This window comes from Zhengella sp. (assembly GCF_041397485.1).
Classification (GTDB): domain Bacteria; phylum Pseudomonadota; class Alphaproteobacteria; order Rhizobiales; family Rhizobiaceae; genus Zhengella.
This window is the reverse complement of the sequence record NZ_JAWKWO010000001.1, coordinates 950001-968960: the sequence shown is the minus strand read 5'-3', so window position 1 is coordinate 968960 and position 18960 is coordinate 950001. Positions and strand designations below refer to the sequence as shown.

16 protein-coding genes (1 of these 16 cut by a window edge) are annotated in these 18960 nt (G+C 64.8%); 12 read left to right on the top strand and 4 right to left on the bottom strand.

Annotated features, from left to right (window positions below):
- Positions 1-19: 19 nt before the first annotated feature.
- From R3D65_RS04585 to R3D65_RS04570, 4 genes are read left to right on the top strand one after another with little or no spacing between them, the layout of a single operon-like run.
- Positions 20-787, top strand: coding sequence for a ComF family protein (locus R3D65_RS04585; RefSeq protein WP_371274052.1), 768 nt, complete (start codon positions 20-22; stop codon positions 785-787).
- 25 nt (positions 788-812) lie between these two features.
- The gene (gene grxC / locus R3D65_RS04580; RefSeq protein ID WP_371274051.1) at positions 813-1082 is read left to right on the top strand and encodes a glutaredoxin 3; all 270 of its coding nucleotides are present in this window, start codon (positions 813-815) and stop codon (positions 1080-1082) included.
- Positions 1083-1094: 12 nt separating this feature from the next.
- On the top strand, positions 1095-1952 hold the full coding sequence (locus R3D65_RS04575; protein ID WP_371274050.1) for a carbon-nitrogen hydrolase family protein: 858 nt from the start codon (positions 1095-1097) through the stop codon (positions 1950-1952).
- Entirely contained in the window at positions 1949-2374 is a 426-nt protein-coding gene (locus tag R3D65_RS04570) for a DUF1178 family protein (protein WP_371274049.1), read from the top strand. Before R3D65_RS04575 ends, R3D65_RS04570 begins: the two co-directional genes overlap by 4 nt.
- A gap of 35 nt (positions 2375-2409) precedes the next feature.
- On the opposite strand, the gene ubiG is transcribed toward R3D65_RS04570, so the two are convergent.
- Entirely contained in the window at positions 2410-3156 is a 747-nt protein-coding gene (gene ubiG, locus R3D65_RS04565; protein ID WP_371274048.1) for a bifunctional 2-polyprenyl-6-hydroxyphenol methylase/3-demethylubiquinol 3-O-methyltransferase UbiG, read from the bottom strand.
- Positions 3157-3382: 226 nt separating this feature from the next.
- Here ubiG and R3D65_RS04560 point away from each other — a divergent pair, with 226 nt between their 5' ends.
- From R3D65_RS04560 to R3D65_RS04540, 5 genes are all read left to right on the top strand, one after another.
- On the top strand, positions 3383-4657 hold the full coding sequence (locus R3D65_RS04560) for an aspartate kinase (RefSeq protein WP_371274047.1): 1275 nt from the start codon (positions 3383-3385) through the stop codon (positions 4655-4657).
- Between the two features lie 150 nt (positions 4658-4807).
- The gene (ptsP, locus tag R3D65_RS04555; RefSeq protein ID WP_371274046.1) at positions 4808-7075 is read left to right on the top strand and encodes a phosphoenolpyruvate--protein phosphotransferase; all 2268 of its coding nucleotides are present in this window, start codon (positions 4808-4810) and stop codon (positions 7073-7075) included.
- Positions 7076-7088: 13 nt separating this feature from the next.
- Positions 7089-8165, top strand: coding sequence for a peptide chain release factor 1 (prfA, locus tag R3D65_RS04550; RefSeq protein WP_371274045.1), 1077 nt, complete (start codon positions 7089-7091; stop codon positions 8163-8165).
- A 2-nt stretch (positions 8166-8167) separates the two neighbouring features.
- A complete protein-coding gene (gene prmC / locus R3D65_RS04545; RefSeq protein WP_371274044.1) occupies positions 8168-9022 on the top strand; it encodes a peptide chain release factor N(5)-glutamine methyltransferase in 855 nt (284 codons plus the stop codon).
- 352 nt (positions 9023-9374) lie between these two features.
- Positions 9375-10094: a DUF4167 domain-containing protein gene (locus tag R3D65_RS04540; protein WP_371274043.1), complete on the top strand. Its 720-nt coding sequence runs from the start codon at positions 9375-9377 to the stop codon at positions 10092-10094.
- A gap of 95 nt (positions 10095-10189) precedes the next feature.
- On the opposite strand, the gene R3D65_RS04535 is transcribed toward R3D65_RS04540, so the two are convergent.
- Entirely contained in the window at positions 10190-10552 is a 363-nt protein-coding gene (locus R3D65_RS04535) for a YnfA family protein (protein ID WP_371274042.1), read from the bottom strand.
- A gap of 172 nt (positions 10553-10724) precedes the next feature.
- Between R3D65_RS04535 and clpB the strand changes: the two genes are divergently transcribed.
- Both clpB and R3D65_RS04525 read left to right on the top strand, forming a co-directional pair.
- A complete protein-coding gene (clpB, locus tag R3D65_RS04530) occupies positions 10725-13334 on the top strand; it encodes an ATP-dependent chaperone ClpB (protein WP_371274041.1) in 2610 nt (869 codons plus the stop codon).
- 76 nt (positions 13335-13410) lie between these two features.
- Positions 13411-13776, top strand: a complete 366-nt coding sequence (locus tag R3D65_RS04525; RefSeq protein WP_371274040.1) for an MmcQ/YjbR family DNA-binding protein — start codon at positions 13411-13413, stop codon at positions 13774-13776.
- Between the two features lie 25 nt (positions 13777-13801).
- Here R3D65_RS04525 and R3D65_RS04520 read toward each other — a convergent pair whose 3' ends face one another.
- Positions 13802-15940, bottom strand: coding sequence for a hypothetical protein (locus tag R3D65_RS04520; protein ID WP_371274039.1), 2139 nt, complete (start codon positions 15938-15940; stop codon positions 13802-13804).
- Positions 15941-16095: 155 nt separating this feature from the next.
- Here R3D65_RS04520 and R3D65_RS04515 point away from each other — a divergent pair, with 155 nt between their 5' ends.
- Positions 16096-17439 carry a L,D-transpeptidase gene (locus tag R3D65_RS04515; RefSeq protein ID WP_371274038.1) on the top strand — a complete coding sequence of 448 codons (1344 nt, stop codon included), beginning with the start codon at positions 16096-16098 and terminating at the stop codon, positions 17437-17439.
- A 66-nt stretch (positions 17440-17505) separates the two neighbouring features.
- Here R3D65_RS04515 and R3D65_RS04510 read toward each other — a convergent pair whose 3' ends face one another.
- On the bottom strand, positions 17506-18960 hold the 3' portion of the coding sequence (locus R3D65_RS04510; RefSeq protein ID WP_371274037.1) for a M23 family metallopeptidase. Its footprint extends 489 nt past the window's final position; only the last 1455 of its 1944 coding nucleotides appear in the window; its start codon lies beyond the right edge, outside the window — the gene reads right to left on this strand; its stop codon occupies positions 17506-17508.

Here is an 18960-nt window from a genome sequence, read left to right as displayed (position 1 = left end):
GGTGGCGGATCGGGGCGGGATGATCAAGGGCGGATTTTCGCGATGGGGAGACGAAGCAGCGCGCCTGCTGTTTCCGCCAGTCTGTCCGGGATGCCGGCGAATCGTCAGCGCGCCGGGCACATTGTGCGGCCGTTGCTGGCCGCAATTGCGGATGATCGAGCACCCGGTCTGCCCTGTCTACGGCACACCGTTCGCGCATGAGATGGGCGAGGGTTTCCTCTCCGCCCAAGCCATTGCCGATCCGCCCCCTTTCGCCCGTTGCCGTTCGGCGGCCGCCTATGACGGAGCGGCGCGGCGGCTGGTGCAGGCGCTGAAATACAATGACCCGACCGACCTTGCCCGCTGGATGGCGGGCTGGATGCACCGCGCCGGTCACGACCTGATCGCGGATGCCGACGTGATCGTGCCGGTACCGTTGCATGCCTGGCGGTTTTTCCGCAGGCGGTTCAACCAGTCTGCCGAACTGGGCCGGGCGCTGGCACAGCGCACCGGGCTTGCCTTCCGGCCCGAGGCGCTGATCCGGCGGCGGCGCACGGCCCAGCAGGTCGGGTTGGCGCGCAGCGAGCGCGAAGCCAATGTGCGCGGTGCCTTCGCGGTGCCCGATACCATGCTGGCGCAGGTTCACGGGCGGCGTGTCCTGCTGGTCGACGACGTCTACACCACGGGCGCCACGGTGAACGCGGCCACGCGTGCGCTGAAACGGGCCAAGGCCCTGGAGGTGGACGTGCTGACTTTCGCACGGGTTCTGCCGGGGGACTTCCAGAGCCTTGCCACGAAGCCTATATAGCGGGAACAACAAGGGATTCCGTTCCATGGCTGAAGTGACGATCTATACCCGGATGTTCTGCGGATTCTGCACGGCGGCAAAGCGCCTGCTCGATTCCAAGGGCGTCTCCTATACCGAACACGACGCGACCTATTCGCCGGACCTGCGCCGCGAGATGATCGAACGCTCGCAGGGCGGTTCGACTTTCCCGCAGATTTTCGTCGGCGACGTCCACGTCGGCGGATGCGACGACCTGCATGCGCTCGATGCCGCGGGCCAGCTTGACGGTTTGCTGGCCACCGGCAAGCTTTCCTGAGGAGACCGCGCCATGGGCACGTTCATCGCAGCCTGCATCCAGATGCGCTCCGGTGTCGATCCGGCGGAAAACGCGGCCAGGATGGAAGCAATGGTCCGCGACGCGGCCGCGCAGGGTGCGCGCTACATCCAGACGCCGGAGATGACGGGCGCCGTGCAACGTGACCGCAAGGCCCTTTTCGCGGTGCTCAGGCCGGAAAGCGAGGACCTGATCGCCGCAACGGCAGCGCGGCTGGCTGGCGAGCTCAATGTCTTCCTGCATGTCGGATCGACAGCCGTTGCCGTGGCGGACGGCCGGATCGCCAACCGTGCCCTCCTGTTCGGCCCGGATGGCGGAAAGATCGCCAGCTATGACAAGATCCACATGTTCGATGTGGATCTGGACAATGGCGAGAGCTGGCGGGAATCCTCCACCTATACGCCGGGCACGGAAACCGTGGTGGCGGATCTGCCGCTGGGCCGGATCGGCCTTTCGATCTGCTACGACCTGCGTTTTCCGCAGCTTTTCCGTGCGCAGGCCATGGCGGGCGCCGAAGTGCTGACGACACCGGCGGCCTTCACCCGCCAGACAGGCGAAGCGCACTGGCACGCACTCATTCGCGCGCGCGCCATCGAGAACGGTGCCTGGGTGATCTCGGCGGCGCAGGGCGGGACACATGCCGACGGGCGGGAGACCTATGGCCATTCGCTGATCGTCGACCCGTGGGGGCGTGTCGTGGCGGACAAGGGCGATGCCGAGCCGGGGGTTCTCCTGGCGGAGATCGACACACAGGCGGTCGCGGAGGCAAGGGGGAAGATTCCGAACCTGAAGAACGCGCGCGACTTCACTGTCCGTTCCGTCGCAGCCCGGGAGGCGGAGGCGAGCGCATGATCCGCTTTTCGCTGGCTTGCGGGCAAGGTCACGCCTTTGATGGCTGGTTTCGCAGCAACGAGGACTTCGAGCAGCAGAATGGCCGGGGGCTTGTCTCCTGCCCGGCCTGCGGATCGGCCTCTGTTTCCAAGGCGCTGATGGCGCCGGCCGTTTCCACGGCGCGCAAGAGGGAAAAGATCGCCCTTGCCGTATCCGCCGACCAGAAGGCGGCGATGACGAAATTGCGGGAACTGGCGAAGGCAGCGATCGCCAGTTCCGAGGATGTCGGTGAACGATTCGTGGAAGAAGCCCGCAAGATCCACTACGGCGAGGTGGAATCGCGGGCGATTCGCGGCGAGGCCGGGGCAAGCGACATTGCCGAACTGCTGGAGGAGGGCGTGCCGGTCATGCCCATCCCCGTGCTTCCCGACGACAAGAACTGAGGGGCAGGCCGTCGGCGCCGGTATCCGGCACAGCCCTATTTCGGGCGTGCGGCCAGCACCATGTAATTGACGTCGAGATCACGCGAGCGGGCCCAGCGGTCGGCCAGCGGATTGTAGGAAACGCCGCTGCGCTCCACCACGGTCATGCCGGTGGGGGCGAGGGCGGCATCGATTTCGGCAGGCGTGACCAGCTTCTCGTACTGGTGGGTGCCCTTGGGAAGCCAGCGCAGAACATATTCCGCGCCGATGATGGCAAGCCCCCAGGCCTTCATGGTGCGGTTGATGGTGGCGATGAACATCAGCCCGCCGGGCTTCACCATCTCGGCGCATTTGCGCATGTAGAGGTCCACGTCGGCAACATGTTCGACCACTTCCATGTTGAGAACGACATCGAACCGCTCGCCGGCCTCGGCGAGCGCCTCGGCGGTGGTCGCGCGGTAGTCGATCTCCAGTCCGCTTTCGGCGGCATGGATGCGGGCGACCTCGATATTCACCTCCGAGGCATCGGCGCCGGTCACGCTGGCGCCAAGGCGTGTCATCGGCTCGCTGAGCAGGCCGCCGCCGCAGCCTATGTCGAGAAAGCGCAGGCCGTCAAAGGGCCGCGCGGCCGTGCCATCGAGGCCGAAATGGGCGATGACCGTTTCACGGACATATTCCAGGCGAACCGGATTGAACTTGTGCAGCGGACGGAACTTGCCGCGCGGATCCCACCACTGGGCGGCCATGCGGGAGAAGCGTTCGACTTCGGCGGCGTCGATGGTGGACTGGCCCTGACTGTTCATTCCGGTGCTCCGTTTCGCCTTGTCTTTCGGACTGGCATGGAAGTCGGACTCTGCCATGCGAAAGTCAAGGCGTCACGGCGAAGCACAACCTTGCGAAAGGTCAAGCGATTGGCTAAGGAAACCGCGCACGGCGCTCCGGCTGGACGGCACAGGCGGGGCGTTTTCCTATACAGGCGGCGCTTTCCTGTGCGCCCCTGGAAGCGATCGGGGACAACGGCGGCTTTCCATGGCGCGTATCGTAATGAAATTCGGCGGCACATCCGTGGCCGACCTGGACCGCATCCACAATGTCGCCCGCCATGTGAAACGCGAAGTGGATGCCGGCCACGAAGTCGCCGTTGTCGTCTCCGCCATGTCCGGCAAGACGAACGAACTCGTCGGCTGGGTGCAGGGCATGCCGAAGGTGACCGGCGCGGCTTCCCCTTTCTTCGACGCGCGCGAATATGACGCCATCGTCGCCTCGGGCGAACAGGTGACATCCGGCCTGCTGGCCATCGCGCTTCAGTCGATGGGTGTGAACGCGCGTTCCTGGCAGGGCTGGCAGATTCCGGTGAAGACCGACAATGCCCATGGCGCGGCCCGGATCGTCGACATCGACGGCTCGGACCTCGTGCGCCGCTTCGGCGAAGGGCAGGTGGCCGTGATCGCCGGGTTCCAGGGCATCGGCCCGGACAACCGCATCGCCACGCTGGGGCGCGGCGGGTCCGATACATCGGCGGTGGCCGTCGCGGCGGCGGTCAAGGCGGATCGCTGCGACATCTATACCGACGTGGACGGCGTCTACACGACCGATCCGCGCATCGAGCCGAAGGCACGGCGGCTGCCGAAGGTTTCCTTCGAGGAGATGCTGGAAATGGCGTCGCTCGGCGCCAAGGTGCTCCAGGTACGCTCGGTGGAACTGGCCATGGTACACAAGGTGCGCACTTTCGTGCGATCCTCCTTCGAGGATCCCGATGCGCCCGGCATGGGCGATTTCGACAATCCGCCCGGGACACTCATTTGCGACGAGGATGAAATCGTGGAACAGCAGGTCGTTACCGGTATTGCCTATGCCAAGGACGAGGCGCAGATCTCGCTGCGCCGCCTGGCCGACCGCCCCGGCGTCTCGGCCGGCATTTTCGGCCCGCTGGCCGAAGCCAACATCAATGTCGACATGATCGTCCAGAACATTTCCGAGGACGGATCGAAGACCGACATGACGTTTACCGTGCCGACCGGCGACCTGGACAAGGCGCTGACGGTGCTGGAGAAGAACCGTGACAGCGTCGGCTTCGACGCGGTCCAGTCGGAAGGCGGGCTGGTCAAGGTGTCGGTCATCGGCATCGGCATGCGCAGCCATGCAGGCGTGGCGGCGACCGCTTTCAAGGCGCTGGCCGAGAAGGGAATCAACATCCGCGCCATCACGACATCGGAAATCAAGATATCGATCCTGATCGATGGCCCCTATGCGGAACTTGCGGTGCGCACGCTCCATTCCGTATACGGGCTGGACAAGGCCTGAACCGGCAACCGGTCGCCGGCCTGACGCGATCGGCGAACCGGCGGCGGACAAGCCGGGCGCAAGACGAGGCGGGACAGACGTGACCATGGGGGTGAGGCAGCGCGGCCAGGCGGCCTGCGCGGCCCGAACCTGTTGGAGGTGGACAAACTGATGCCTGAATATGCGGTCGGCCCCCGGGTGCTGCTCAAGCGCCTGCGCGAAATCATGGCGGAGGCGCTGGAGCCGCAGGCGCGCCTCGACCGCATCGTGTCGGAAATCGCGCGCAACATGGTGGCGGAAGTCTGCTCGCTCTATGTGCTGCGCGCCGATGGCGTGCTGGAACTCTATGCCACCGAAGGCCTCAATCCGCAGGCCGTCCACCTGGCGCAGTTGCGGCTCGGGCAAGGTCTCGTCGGCACGATCGCGGCGTCGGCGCGGCCGCTGAACCTGGCGGATGCGCAGACCCATCCGGCCTTCACATACCTGCCGGAAACGGGAGAGGAAATCTATTCGTCCTTCCTCGGCGTGCCGGTGCTGCGCGCCGGGCGGACACTTGGCGTTCTCGTCGTCCAGAACAAGACGCAACGCGTCTATCGCGAGGACGAGGTCGAGGCACTGGAAACGACGGCGATGGTCATCGCGGAGATGATCGCGACGGGGGACCTGGCCAATCTTTCGCGGCCAGGCATCGAACTCGACCTGCGGCGTCCCGCGTTGTTCAATGGCGTGGCCTTCTCCGAAGGGGTCGGGCTTGGCCATGTGGTGCTGCACGAGCCGCGCATCGTGGTCACCAACCTGTTCGCGGAGGACACGGATGCGGAACTGGAGCGGCTGGAAAAGGCGCTGAGCTCGCTACGGCTGTCCATCGACGACATGCTGACGCGATCCGAGATCGCCTTCGACGGCGAACACCGCGCCGTGCTGGAAGCCTATCGCATGTTCGCCCATGACCGGGGCTGGGTGCGCCGGCTGGAAGAGGCGATCAACAACGGCCTGACGGCGGAAGCCGGTGTGGAGAAGGTGCAGAGCGACATGCGCGCGCGCATGATGCATGTCACCGATCCGTATATTCGCGAACGGATGAACGATTTCGACGATCTCGCCAACCGGCTGCTGCGCCAGCTTCTGGGGCGCAGCCCGGAGGATCTGGCAGCCAGCCAGCCGCGCGATTCCATTATCGTGGCCCGGTCCATGGGCGCGGCGGAGCTGCTCGACTATCCGCGCGAGCGGTTGCGCGGTCTCGTGCTCGAAGAAGGGGCGGTGACGAGCCACGTGGTGATCGTGGCGCGCGCCATGGGTATTCCCGTCGCCGGCCAGGTCAAGGGTGTCGTCTCCATGTCGGAGAACGGCGATGCCATCATCATCGATGGCGATGACGGTTCCGTCCACCTGCGGCCGCAATCGGATATCGAGCAGGCGTTTGCCGAGAAGGTGAAGTTCCGGGCCCGCCGGCAGGAACTGTACCGCTCGCTGCGCGACCGCCCGGCTGTCACGAAGGACGGCCAGACGGTCGGGCTGTTCATGAATGCCGGCCTGGCGGTGGACCTGCCGCAGCTTGCCGAATCGGGCGCGCAGGGGATCGGCCTGTTCCGCACCGAATTGCAGTTCATGGTCGCCGCGACATTCCCGCGCGCCGAGGAGCAGGAAAGGCTCTACCGGCAGGTCATCGAGATTGCCGGGGACAAGCCGGTGACCTTCCGCACGCTCGACATCGGCGGCGACAAGGTGCTGCCCTATTTCGCGGCCTCGCAGCCGGAGGAAAACCCGGCGCTGGGCTGGCGCGCCATCCGGCTGACGCTGGACAAGCCGGGGCTTTTCCGCACCCAGATGCGGGCGCTGCTGAAGGCGGCCGGCGGGCGCGAATTGCGTGTCATGCTGCCCATGGTCACCGACGTGTCGGAAATCCGCGCCGCACGCGCGATGATCGACCGCGAGGTGCGCCACCTGTCGCGCTTCGCCCATCTTCTGCCCACACGCCTCAAGCTTGGCGCGATGGTGGAGGTGCCCGCGTTGCTGTGGCAAATGCCGGAGCTCATGAAGGAGGTGGATTTCCTGTCGGTCGGTTCCAACGACCTGTTCCAGTTCATCATGGCCGCCGACCGGTCCAACACCCTGGTCTCGGATCGCTTCGACCCGTTGTCGGCGCCCTTTCTGAGGGTCTTGCGCCAGATCGTCGATGCCGCGGCCGGTTCGAACACCAGTCTGACGCTTTGCGGCGAACTGGCCGGCCGCCCGCTATCGGCCATGGCGCTGGTGGGCCTCGGGTTCCGCTCCATTTCCATGGCACCGGCGGCCATCGGTCCGGTCAAGGCCATGCTCCTGGAACTGGATGCCAGTGCGCTGAACACGAAACTGACCGAAGCGCTGGATACGCCGGGGCGCACCAACATCCATGCCATGCTGCGCGACTTCGCCCAGTCGCATTCGATCCCCCTTTGAGAGCGGAACGCAGATGAGCGCGCTTCCCGCCGACCGAATGGCCCAGCTTCTCAAGCGGTTCGAGATGCTCGAAGCGCAGATGGCCGAGGGCGTCGAGCCGGACGCCTATGTGAAGATGGCGGCCGAATATGCCGAACTGGAGCCGCTGGCGAAGAAGGTGCGCGATCTCACCGCCGCGCGCGAGGAACTGGCCGGGCTGGATGCGCTTCTGGCCGACAGGTCGACAGATGGCGAGATGCGTGAACTGGCGGAGATGGACTATCCAGACGTCGAGGCGCGGATCGAGGCGCTGGAAAGCGACATCCGCATCCTGATGCTGCCGCGCGATGCCGCCGACGAGAAAAGCGCCATCCTGGAAATCCGGGCCGGTACGGGCGGCTCCGAAGCCGCGCTTTTTGCCGGCGACTTGTTCCGCATGTACGAGCGCCATGCTGCCGAGCACGGCTGGAAGGTCGAGGTTGCTTCGGCCAGCGAAGGCGAGGCGGGCGGTTACAAAGAGATCATCGCCACGGTTTCAGGCAAGGGCGTCTTCTCGCGATTGAAATTCGAATCCGGCGTTCACCGGGTGCAGCGCGTTCCGGTGACAGAGGCGGGCGGACGCATCCACACGTCGGCGGCAACGGTGGCCGTGCTGCCGGAAGCCGAGGACGTGGATATCGAGATCCGCCCGGAAGACATCCGCATCGACACGATGCGGGCATCGGGCGCGGGCGGCCAGCATGTCAACACCACCGATTCGGCGGTGCGAATCACGCATTTGCCAACCGGCATCGTGGTGACGTCATCGGAGAAATCCCAGCATCAGAACCGGGCGCGCGCCATGCAGGTCCTGCGGGCCCGGCTCTTCGACATGGAGCGGGAAAAGGCAGCCGACGAACGCTCGGAGGCACGCCGGCTGCAGGTGGGTTCGGGCGATCGGTCCGAACGCATCCGCACCTACAATTTCCCCCAGGGGCGGGTGACGGACCACCGCATCAACCTGACGCTCTACAAGCTGGACAAGGTGATGGAAGGCGATCTCGACGAGATCATCGACGCGCTTGTCGCGGACCACCAGTCCAATCTCCTGGCCGCGGAGGGCGGCGCCTGACCATGCGGCTGGACGACCTGCTGACGAAAAGCCGGCGCATGCTTGCCGATGCGGGCGTTGCGGAGCCGGGAACCGACAGCCGGATTCTTCTCGCAGGCCTGCTTGGGCTGGACATGACCCGCCTGATCGCGGACGGTGACAGGCACGTCGAAAGCGGGCAGGCCGGACATGTGCTTGCCGCCATGGCGCGGCGGGCAGCCGGCGAACCGGTTTACCGCATTCTGGGCAGGCGCAGCTTCCGCAACCTGGAGCTTTCGCTCTCGCCGGCTACGCTGGAGCCGCGCCCCGACACCGAGATCCTGGTCGATCTGGTCTTGCCCATGTTACAGGCAATGGTAAGGCGGGGCATCCGGCCGCGCATTCTGGATCTGGGAACCGGAACCGGCGCCATCCTGCTTGCGTTGACCGATGAAGTGCCGCAGGCGAGCGGCCTTGGCGTGGACATTTCCGCCGGTGCCGTGGAGACGGCGGAAGCCAATGCCAAGGCGGCTGGACTGGCGGACCGGGCGGCGTTCCGGGTATCCGACTGGTTCACCGCTGTCGAAGGCGTCTTCGATGTCATCGTCTCCAATCCGCCCTATATCCCGGGCAAGGAGATCGACGAACTGGAGCGCGAAGTCCGCGATCACGATCCGCGAGCGGCTCTCGATGGTGGCGCCGATGGTCTCGACCCTTACCGGATCATTGCCGCCAGGGCCGGAGCGTTTCTGGCGGAGGGCGGCGTGATTGCCGTCGAACACGGATTCGACCAGCGGGACAGCGTTTGCCGCCTGTTTGGCGAATCAGGTTACAATGTGGCGAAAGCGGCCCATGATCTCGGTGGCCACGACAGGGCTATCCTGTTTGAAAGGTTGTAGAAAACTGGTATTCGAGCCGCACCGGAAAAAAAGCTTGGCATTGTGCGTGAATGGCTATAGTTTCCGGTTACCGGACATGAACAGGTCTTGAACCTGATACAGTCACGGTTCCCGCTGACGAACAAGGAAGCACAGGAAGGCCGATGCATCTTGCATCGCCGGGCGCGCGCAAAGAGACGCAACCTGCCATCCACGCCGCCGCGCCTTCGTCAGACAGGCAGACTTAGCCAAAGGCACAGCCGGGGGGCATTGCCGGGCCGAAGCCCAAGGAAGCAGGGCGTGTATCGATCCCGAACGACTATCGATTCCGATTGAAGAGAGAAACATGAGGCCAAACCAGCAGAATCGGCGCATGCGCGGGCGGAACAACAGCAACCGCAAGGGTCCCAATCCGCTGACCCGCACCTATGAGAGCAACGGGCCGGACGTGAAGATCCGCGGTTCCGCGCAGCAGGTGGCCGACAAGTACAGCGCGCTGGCCCGCGACGCCATGAGCGCCGGCGACCGCGTGATGGCTGAAAATTACCTGCAGCATGCCGAGCACTACAACCGCATCATCGCAGCCGCGACGGCGCAGATGCAGCCGCAGCGCGATGCCCGCGACGATGACGATGATGGCGATGAGCGCACTGAAGGCGCCAGCGGCTCCGACAACCGGCGTGAGGATCGCGACAGCCGTGGTGATGACAGCCGCGGCGAAGACGGGTCCGGCAGCAATGACGGCTCCGGTCCGCAGCCGGTGATCGACGGGACGCCGGCGGAAGTGGCGCTTGGCGACGAGCAGGGCGAGGGTCAGGGCAGCCGCCGCGGGCGCCGTCCGCGCCGCCGCGATCGCGAGCAGGACGCAGAAACGGCCGCCAAATCCGAGGAGACATCTTCCGATGGGCAGCCAACGGCCGGCGGTGACCGGAAAGAGGCTGAAGCTGATGCCAGGGAAGGCGAGGCAGAGCCGGAAAAGCCGAAGCGTACGCGCCGTCCGCGCAAGCCCAAGGCGGAGACGGACGAGGGCAAGTCCGGGGACGGAGATGGCGTATCATCGGGCGATGACAGCGCCGTGGAAGCCGCCGAATAGGCGACCGCGTAGCGGTGCGATCCATCAAGAAAAGGCGGGGCTTCGGCTCCGCTTTTTTGTTGCGCCACATGCCGGGCGGCAGCGCGGCCGACGCGTCAGGTGCCACGCGGCGCCCACAGGATGATCGCCGCCCCGGCGAGGCAGGCTGCGGCGCCGGCCAGATCCCATTGATCCGGGCGATGGCCTTCGACCGTCCAGAGCCACAGAAGGGACGCGGCGATGTAGACGCCGCCATAGGCTGCGAAGGCCCGGCCCGCGAAGCCCGCGGGGCTGAGCGCCAGGAACCAGGCAAAGACCGCCAGGCTGGCCATGCCCGGCAGGAGCCACAAGGAACTGCGGTCCAGCCGCCACCAGGCCCAGAAGGCGAAACACCCGGCAATCTCGGCAATCGCGGCCAGCCCGTAGACAAGGATCGCGTTCATTCCCGAGGCATAACCGATGGCGGGCCGCCGGTCCATCGGCAGGCGTCATGCGGCGGCATGCCGCATCAGCGCTCCATGCCGCTTGCGGAATGAACGGCCGCTTCCCATATCCGGAACGAACAAAATGGGGACGCCTCGAAGAGGGTTCCCGTCACTTGGCCCGACCCGGTGCCGCGCGACGCGGGCCGGCGAGGAGAGGAGACAGGACATGAATGTCGAGAATTATTCCGAACGCGTGCGCGGATTCATCCAGTCGGCCCAGACGGCCGCACTGACCCGCAATCACCAGCAGTTTTCGCCCGAACACCTGCTCAAGGTGCTGATCGACGACGAGGAAGGCTTTGCCGCCTCGCTGATCGACCGCGCCGGCGGGCGGTCCAAGGATGTGCGTCTGGGTGTCGAGGCCGCACTCAATGCCATGCCAAAGGTGGAAGGCGGCAACGGCCAGCTTTATCTCGCGCAGCCGCTGGCAAAGGTTTTCGCCACGGCGGAAGACCTGGCGAAGAAGGCCGGCGACAGTTTCGTGACCGTGGAGCGGCTGCTGACCGCGCTGGCCATGGAGAAATCGGCCAGGACGGCCGACATCCTCGCCAAGGCTGGCGTCACGCCGACGGCGCTCAACCAGGTGATCAACGACATTCGCGCTGGCCGCACGGCCGATTCGGCCTCCGCCGAGCAGGGCTATGACGCCCTGAAGAAATATGCGCGCGACCTGACGGCAGATGCGCGCGCCGGCAAGCTGGACCCGGTGATCGGGCGCGACGACGAAATCCGCCGTACCATCCAGGTGCTGTCGCGGCGCACCAAGAACAATCCGGTGCTGATCGGCGAACCGGGCGTTGGCAAGACCGCCATCGCGGAAGGCCTGGCGCTGCGCATCGTCAATGGCGACGTGCCCGAGAGCCTGAAGGACAAGCGGTTGCTGGCGCTCGACATGGGCGCGCTGATCGCCGGGGCAAAATATCGCGGCGAGTTCGAGGAACGGCTGAAGGCCGTGCTTTCGGAGGTGCAGGCGGCTGCCGGCGGCATCGTGCTGTTCATCGACGAGATGCACACGCTGGTGGGCGCGGGCAAGTCGGAAGGCGCGATGGATGCCTCCAACCTGCTGAAGCCGGCGCTGGCGCGCGGCGAATTGCATTGCGTGGGCGCCACGACGCTGGACGAATACCGCAAGCACGTGGAGAAGGACGCGGCTTTGGCCCGCCGGTTCCAGCCGGTCTTCGTCAACGAGCCGACGGTGGAGGACACGATCTCCATCCTGCGCGGTCTCAAGGAGAAATACGAACAGCACCACAAGGTGCGCGTCTCCGACTCCGCGCTGGTGGCGGCCGCCTCGCTTTCCAACCGCTACATCACCGATCGCTTCCTGCCGGACAAGGCCATCGACCTTGTCGACGAGGCGGCATCCCGCCTGCGGATGCAGGTGGACAGCAAGCCGGAAGCCCTGGACGAGATCGACCGGCGCATCATGCAGCTCAAGATCGAGCGCGAGGCGCTGAAGGTGGAGAAGGACGAAGCGTCGAAGGACCGGCTTGCCAAGCTGGAAAAGGAACTGGCGGGGCTGGAGGAGGAATCCTCGGCGCTGACGGCCACGTGGCAATCGGAAAAGGCGAAGCTTGGCGAGGCCGCCGACCTGAAGCGCCAGCTTGACGAGGCACGCAACGACCTGGCCATCGCACAGCGTTCGGGCGAATTCCAGAAGGCCGGCGAACTGGCCTATGGCAAGATTCCGGAACTGGAGCGCAAGCTGAAGACCGCCGAGGAACGCGACGGCGATGCCGGTTCCATGGTCGAGGAGACGGTGACGCCGGATCATGTGGCCCATGTCGTCTCCCGCTGGACCGGCGTGCCCGTGGACAAGATGCTGGAGGGCGAGCGCGACAAGCTCTTGCGCATGGAAGACGAACTGGCGCGGCGCGTGGTCGGCCAGGGCGAGGCCGTTCAGGCGGTTTCCAAGGCGGTGCGCCGCGCGCGTGCCGGTCTGCAAGACCCCAACCGGCCGATCGGCTCGTTCATGTTCCTCGGCCCGACGGGCGTGGGCAAGACCGAACTGACCAAGGCGCTGGCCAATTTCCTGTTCGACGACGAGAGCGCGATGGTGCGCATCGACATGTCGGAATACATGGAAAAACATGCCGTTTCTCGGCTCATCGGCGCGCCTCCCGGCTATGTCGGCTATGACGAGGGCGGGGCGCTGACGGAGGCGGTGCGCCGCCGGCCCTACCAGGTGGTCCTGTTCGACGAGATCGAAAAGGCGCATCCGGACGTGTTCAACGTGCTGCTGCAGGTTCTGGACGATGGCCGGCTGACCGACGGGCAGGGACGCACGGTCGATTTCCGCAACACGCTCATCATCATGACGTCAAATCTCGGTTCGGAATTCCTTGTCAATCTTGGCGAGGAGCAGGATGTGGATGTGGCGCGCGATGACGTGATGGCCGTGGTCAAGGCGTCGTTCCGGCCCGAATTCCTCAACCGTGTGGACGAGGTCATCCTGTTCCACCGGCTGCGGCGCAAGGACATGGGCGCAATCGTCGAAATCCAGCTCAAGCGGCTGGAAAAGCTGCTGGCCGACCGCAAGATCGTGCTCGACCTGGACAGCGAAGCCGTCGCGTGGCTGGCGGACAAGGGCTACGATCCGGCCTATGGCGCGCGTCCGCTCAAGCGGGTGATCCAGAAGGAGCTTCAGGATCCGCTGGCCGAGAAGATATTGATGGGCGAGGTGTTCGACAACTCGACCGTCAGGATCACTGCCGGCTCTGACCGGCTCATCTTCCGGCCGATGAGCGGCAGCGAGGAGGCCGGGCAGGCGGCCTGAAAGCCGACCGCACGGAGAACGAAGGCAAACAGGCCGGGTGCTTGACGCGCCCGGCCTTTTCGTTTGCAGATACGCCATGACACTGGATGACTACAACGCTTTCTGTGGCAGCCTGCCGCACTCCCATCATGTCGTGCAATGGCGCGGCGCGCATGTCTGGAAGGTGGACACGAAGGTGTTCGCCATAGCGCGGTTCGATGCCGGCGAGGCGGAGCGCATCACGTTCAAGTGCTCGCCTTTTTCCTACGACATCCTGAAGGAACAGCCGGGACTGCGGCCGGCGCCTCACCTGGCCAGCCGGGGCATGACCTGGATCCAGCGCATTTCGGATGATGGCATGGATGACGGCGGGCTGAGAGACTACCTCGCCGAAAGCCACCGGCTCGCCGCCGAAGGGCTGACGAAGAAACGCCGGCGGGAACTGGGCCTGCTGCCGGCGTGACTTGCAGTGGTGATCTGACGCTCGGTCAGAATTCGAGCCTGAGACCGGCGCTGGCAGCGAAACCGTAGCGGCCGCCCGAGCCGGTCAACCCTTCCAGCGATGCATCGAAGGAAAGTCCGCTCCTGGCGCGGCGGGAGAAGCCGATCCCGGCACGCGCGGTGAACGTGCTGGCCCCGGCGCCGGGAAGCGGGGACCCGAAGAGCGTCTCGTCTCCGCCGAACAGGCTGGCCTGCAGGCTTGCGAACGGTGTGACAATGCTCCGGCCGCCGGCGTCTTCGCCAAGGGTGAAGGGCAGGGCAACCCGCATGTTCGCTCCTATCTGGTGGATGTCACGGCTTGCATATGTCAGCGGCAGTGAGACACCGGTCTCGCGATAGGCATTCATGAAAAGCCCCGCATAGTTGACCGATGCCCCGAATTCGATGGCTCTTTCGCCCATTGCCGTCACGGCCTTGAAGCCAAGTTCCGGAGAGACGAAGATTGCGCCGGGTCTGCCAATGGATGTGGCGAGGCCATCCGGTGCGCCTGCATCCGCGATGCGCTGCCGAATGGTGAACCTGCCTTGACCGACAGACAGAATGCCATAGACGACCGAATCGCCCATGTCGTGTTCCACATGCAAGCCACCGGCAAAGCCGTCGAAGTCGATGTTGTGGCGGGCCATACTGGTTTCGTAAGAGGTAAAGATACCTCCGACGAAGAAGCCCGCGCGCCAGCCGTCCCGGCCTTCAAATGCAAGGCCACCCTGGGCGACGCCATTGAAGCCCTCGAATTCCGCAGCGCCAACGCCGCCGAAGCGAGACCATGCTGCCGTTCCGGCTGCCCAGCCCCACGGTTTTGACAGAATGTCCGGATTGCCGGTCGAGGCGGTGGCAAGTGGCATCGGATTCGCTACAGCATGAGCGCGGACGACCGACATGAATGCGGTATTGGCGGCGGCGAAGACCGGCGTGATCGCCGCATGAACAGTGGGATCGACGACGACAAGGCTCGTCCCCGACCAGATCAAGGTCTGGCCGGCGCTGTGCACCGTTTCTGGCCGCGAGGCGAAATGCAGGATCCTGCCTTCGACCGACAGCAGGTCAAGCGTGTCTTCGCCTGCACCCGGGTCAATGATCCCGGCGAATACCGCGCCGTCGCCGACCGTCACGATGTCGTTCCCGCCATAAAGTGCCAGCGCGGTGCCGCCGGTCCCGATGATGGTGCCGGTATTGACGATTTCCTGAACGGCGGCGTTCGTAGGGTCCGTGCCGATGCCGACTTCGCCGCGGATCGTGCCGGAATTGTTGACGGCGCCGCCCCCAAGATCGAAGTCGATACCGGAATCCACTTCTCCGGGTGCCGAACTCGTCGACTCGATCAGGCCGGAATTGGAAACCGTGCCGCTGTCGAGTTCAATTCCGTCATTGAAGGTGCCGGAAATGATGCCGCTGTTGCTGATCGTGACATTGCCGGAGCCATCGACGGCATCATCAGCCAAAGACCTGATCTCGCCGGAATTGGTGAGGATCAGGCCGTCCGCGTCGGCTTCAATGGCCTCGCCATCTCGGGATAAAATCTGGCCGGAATTCCTGACAGTCAGATTGGCGTTGCCCTCGACGGCCTTGTCGCCGCCGGTTTCGGTCTCGATGATTCCCGTATTGACGATCGTGACATTGTCCTCGCCTGCGACCTCGATGGCTTCGTCGGAGGTGCTGGAGATCGTTCCGTGATTGGTTATCGTCGAGCCGCCGTTGACCTGAACTGCATCGTCACCAGACGATGTTATCGTCCCGTTGTTGATGATGGCGGCGTTATCGTTGGCGTTGACAGCATCGGCGGTTGTCGACCGGATCTGCCCGTCGTTGACAAGAATGAAGTCGTCGCCGGCATTGATCCCATCATCGCCACCGCTGATGATGTCGCCATCATTGGTCAGAGAAACTCCGTTTTCCAGTTCGAAGGCGCGGCCGGTATCATTGTTGACCCTGGAGCCCGTCAAGACCGAAACCGCGAGGCCGTTGGAACCGTCCGAGAAGCCATCGGCATCAATGCCGGAACACACGACCGAATCGCCTTTTCCCGGATTGTCCGGCGCACATTCGGCCTGTGCAGAAAAAATAGAAGAAAGCAGAGCCATGCCGGAAATGCCGGCCAGCAGCATGCGGGATTGTAACATAGTCATCGATTTGCCCCCTGGTTGCACAAAACCAGCCAGAAGTTGCACTCAAATGTGACAAACAGATAAAACGGATTGGTCACCACGCCTTCTTCATGCCCGGTTCATGTTCAATGTGGTTGTCTTGCCGTTGACGATGCAATCATTCCCGGGAGCCGACCTTGACGTTCCAGCGCCTTGCCCTTTGCCTGCTACCGCTTGCCATCAGCGTTTCGCCCGCCGCGACCGCGGAACGGCCCGTGACGGTCGCCCAGATGGAGGCGGAAATCCATATCGGGCGCAATGGCGAGCGCATCTATGTGAACCCGTTCACCGGCGAGGTGGTCGCCATCGAGCCGGCGCGGCGTGTCCATCGCGATTGGAACCGGCGCCTGCCGCGTGACCGCTACGAGCCGGGCAGCCGGCAGTTCCGCGAAGTGCCGCCGGAGCGGCGGGAACGTCACTATCCCGGCCTCGAAGCACCGCGTCGGTTGCGCACGCTTGCGCCGGACATTCGCGATCGCAGCGTTGAACGCGCGCCGCTGCCCGGTCCCGCAGTGGATGCGCCGGCGCGAGATCAGGCGCTGGCCGACCGTCCGGCCCTGGACGGCCGCGCGACAGGAGCGGTCAGCCGCGATCTGGCGCCGGATGACCGGCAGGGCGCGCAACAGCCACTGGCGGCCTCGCGCATGATGGTTGCCAAGGCGCAGGTGCTGCTTGACCGGGCAGGGGCTTCGCCAGGCGTCATCGACGGTCTGAACGGTTCCAACATGGCCAATGCGCTCGACACCTGGCGCAGAATGACCGGGTCGGCACTCGATGTGACCGACGAATCGGGTATCGATTCGCAGCTTGCCGCGCGCGGCGGCCCTGCCTTTGCCGAATACCGCATCACCAATACGGACGCGGCCGGCCCCTATGTCGCGTCGGTTCCTTCCGACTATGGCGACAAGGCAAGGCTGGACCGGCTGGCCTATACATCGCCCGCCGAGGCAATCGCCGAGAAATTCCACATGGACGAGGCTTTCCTGCGCTGGCTCAACCCGGAAGCGGATTTCTCGCGGCCGGGCACGGTCATCCAGGTTGCCGTTCCCGGAATGCGGGTGCTGGCGAATGTGGCCCGCATCGAGGCCGACAAGGGCCGCGAGCAGGTGCGTGCCTATGATTCGGCCGGCCGGCTGGTTGCGGCCTATCCGGCGACCATCGGTTCTTCCGACACGCCGTCACCCAGTGGCACCGTGACCGTGGAGCGGATCGCCTTCGATCCCGAATATACCTATAACCCGAAGATCAACTTCAGGCAGGGGGCGAATGACAAGATCCTGCGCATTCCGCCCGGACCCAACGGCCCCGTCGGCAGCATCTGGATCGCGCTGTCGAAGCCGACCTATGGCATTCACGGTACGCCGGAGCCATCGCGGATCGGCAAGACCAACAGCCATGGATGCGTGCGGCTGACCAATTGGGACGCCGACGAACTGGCAAGGATGGTCAAGCCCGGCGTGACGGTGGAATTCATCGACTGAAGACGACGCCATCCTGCCGGAACTCGCCACATGCTGCCTGAGCGCGCTGGCGGCGGCCAGCGGCCATCAGCGGCTGGCGACTTCCAGTTCACCCGTCTCGCCGGTTTCCAGCAAAGCCTCGATGCGGTCGCGTTCCTGCTGGAAGGCCGCGAGTTCCTCTCCCTTGAGTACCTTGCCGGTGGGCAGGCGGACGCGCATCGGGTCCACCTTGCGGCCGTTGACCATCAGTTCGTAGTGGAGATGCGGGCCGGTCGACAGGCCGGATGAGCCGATATAGCCGATGATCTGGCCCTGGCGGACCCGGGCGCCGGTCTTGATGCCCTTGGCGAAGGCGCTCTGGTGATTGTAGCTGGTCTTGTAACCATTGGCATGGCGGATGATGGTCTGGCGCCCGTAGCCGCCGGCCCATCCCGCCTTTTCCACCACGCCGTTGCCGGACGCGATGATCGGCGTGCCGGTCGGTGCAGCCCAGTCGGCGCCGGTATGCATTCGCGAATAGCCGAGGATGGGATGGCGGCGCATGCCGAAACCGGAGCGGAACTTGCCGTTGGGTACCGGATTGCGCAGCAGGAACTGGCGCGCCGAGCGTCCGTTCTCGTCAAAATAGTCAACGTGCCCGTCTTCATCGCGCCATCGGAAAAAGCTTCGGGCATGTCCGCCGAAATTCGCCTTCACATAGAGCATGCGCGATTGTTCCGTTGCGCGGGAGTTCTCGTCGGGATTGGAAAAGAAGACATCGATGGTGTCGGAGGGATTGAGGCGCGCCTGGTAGTCCACATCGGCGGCAAGAAGCCGGATCAGTTCCTTGGTCATGTCGCCGGTCAATCCGTAAGACAGGGCGGCGCGGTAAATGCCATCGTAGACGGTGGGCAGATCGGCCTTGGAACGGACCGGAGGCAACGAGTTTTCGAGATAGGCCACGGCGTCGAACGGGCCGGACGGCTCTTCGGCGGGCACGTATTGTCCGCGGTCGTCACGGGCGATGGTCAGGATGTGCTCGTCGCCGGCATAGACGCTGGCACGCATGATCGATGCGTTCTCGCCGCGCGTCTCGAGACCGATACGCAGGACGGTGCCCGCCTTCATCCGGGCGCCCTGCATGAGCGTGGCGATCGCTTCGCCCATGCCCGCGGCATCCGTGCCATCATAGCCGTGGCGCGAAAAGGCCGCCTCCAGGTCGCCGGATTCGCGAAAGACGATGACATCTTCCGCATATCCCACCGCAGACTGGTCTTCCATGGAGGGCGGGGCAAGCGAGACATTCTCCTGCACGATCTTGACATTGTGCGGCAGGGAAAGCGCCAGCCCGGGATAGGTTTCTCCGAAGCGGGTGGGATCGACATAGTGAAGCGCGGCAACCTGTACGGCGCCGTCGGTGAGAATGGCACCGGTGCGGCGAACGACCTCCTCGACCTCGTTGGCAGACAGACCGCTGCGCTCATCATACTCGGCCGATGCTAGCGGGAAGTCGACGGTTCGCAGCGTGACCTCGCTTTCCACCTTCGCGCCATAGATGGTTCC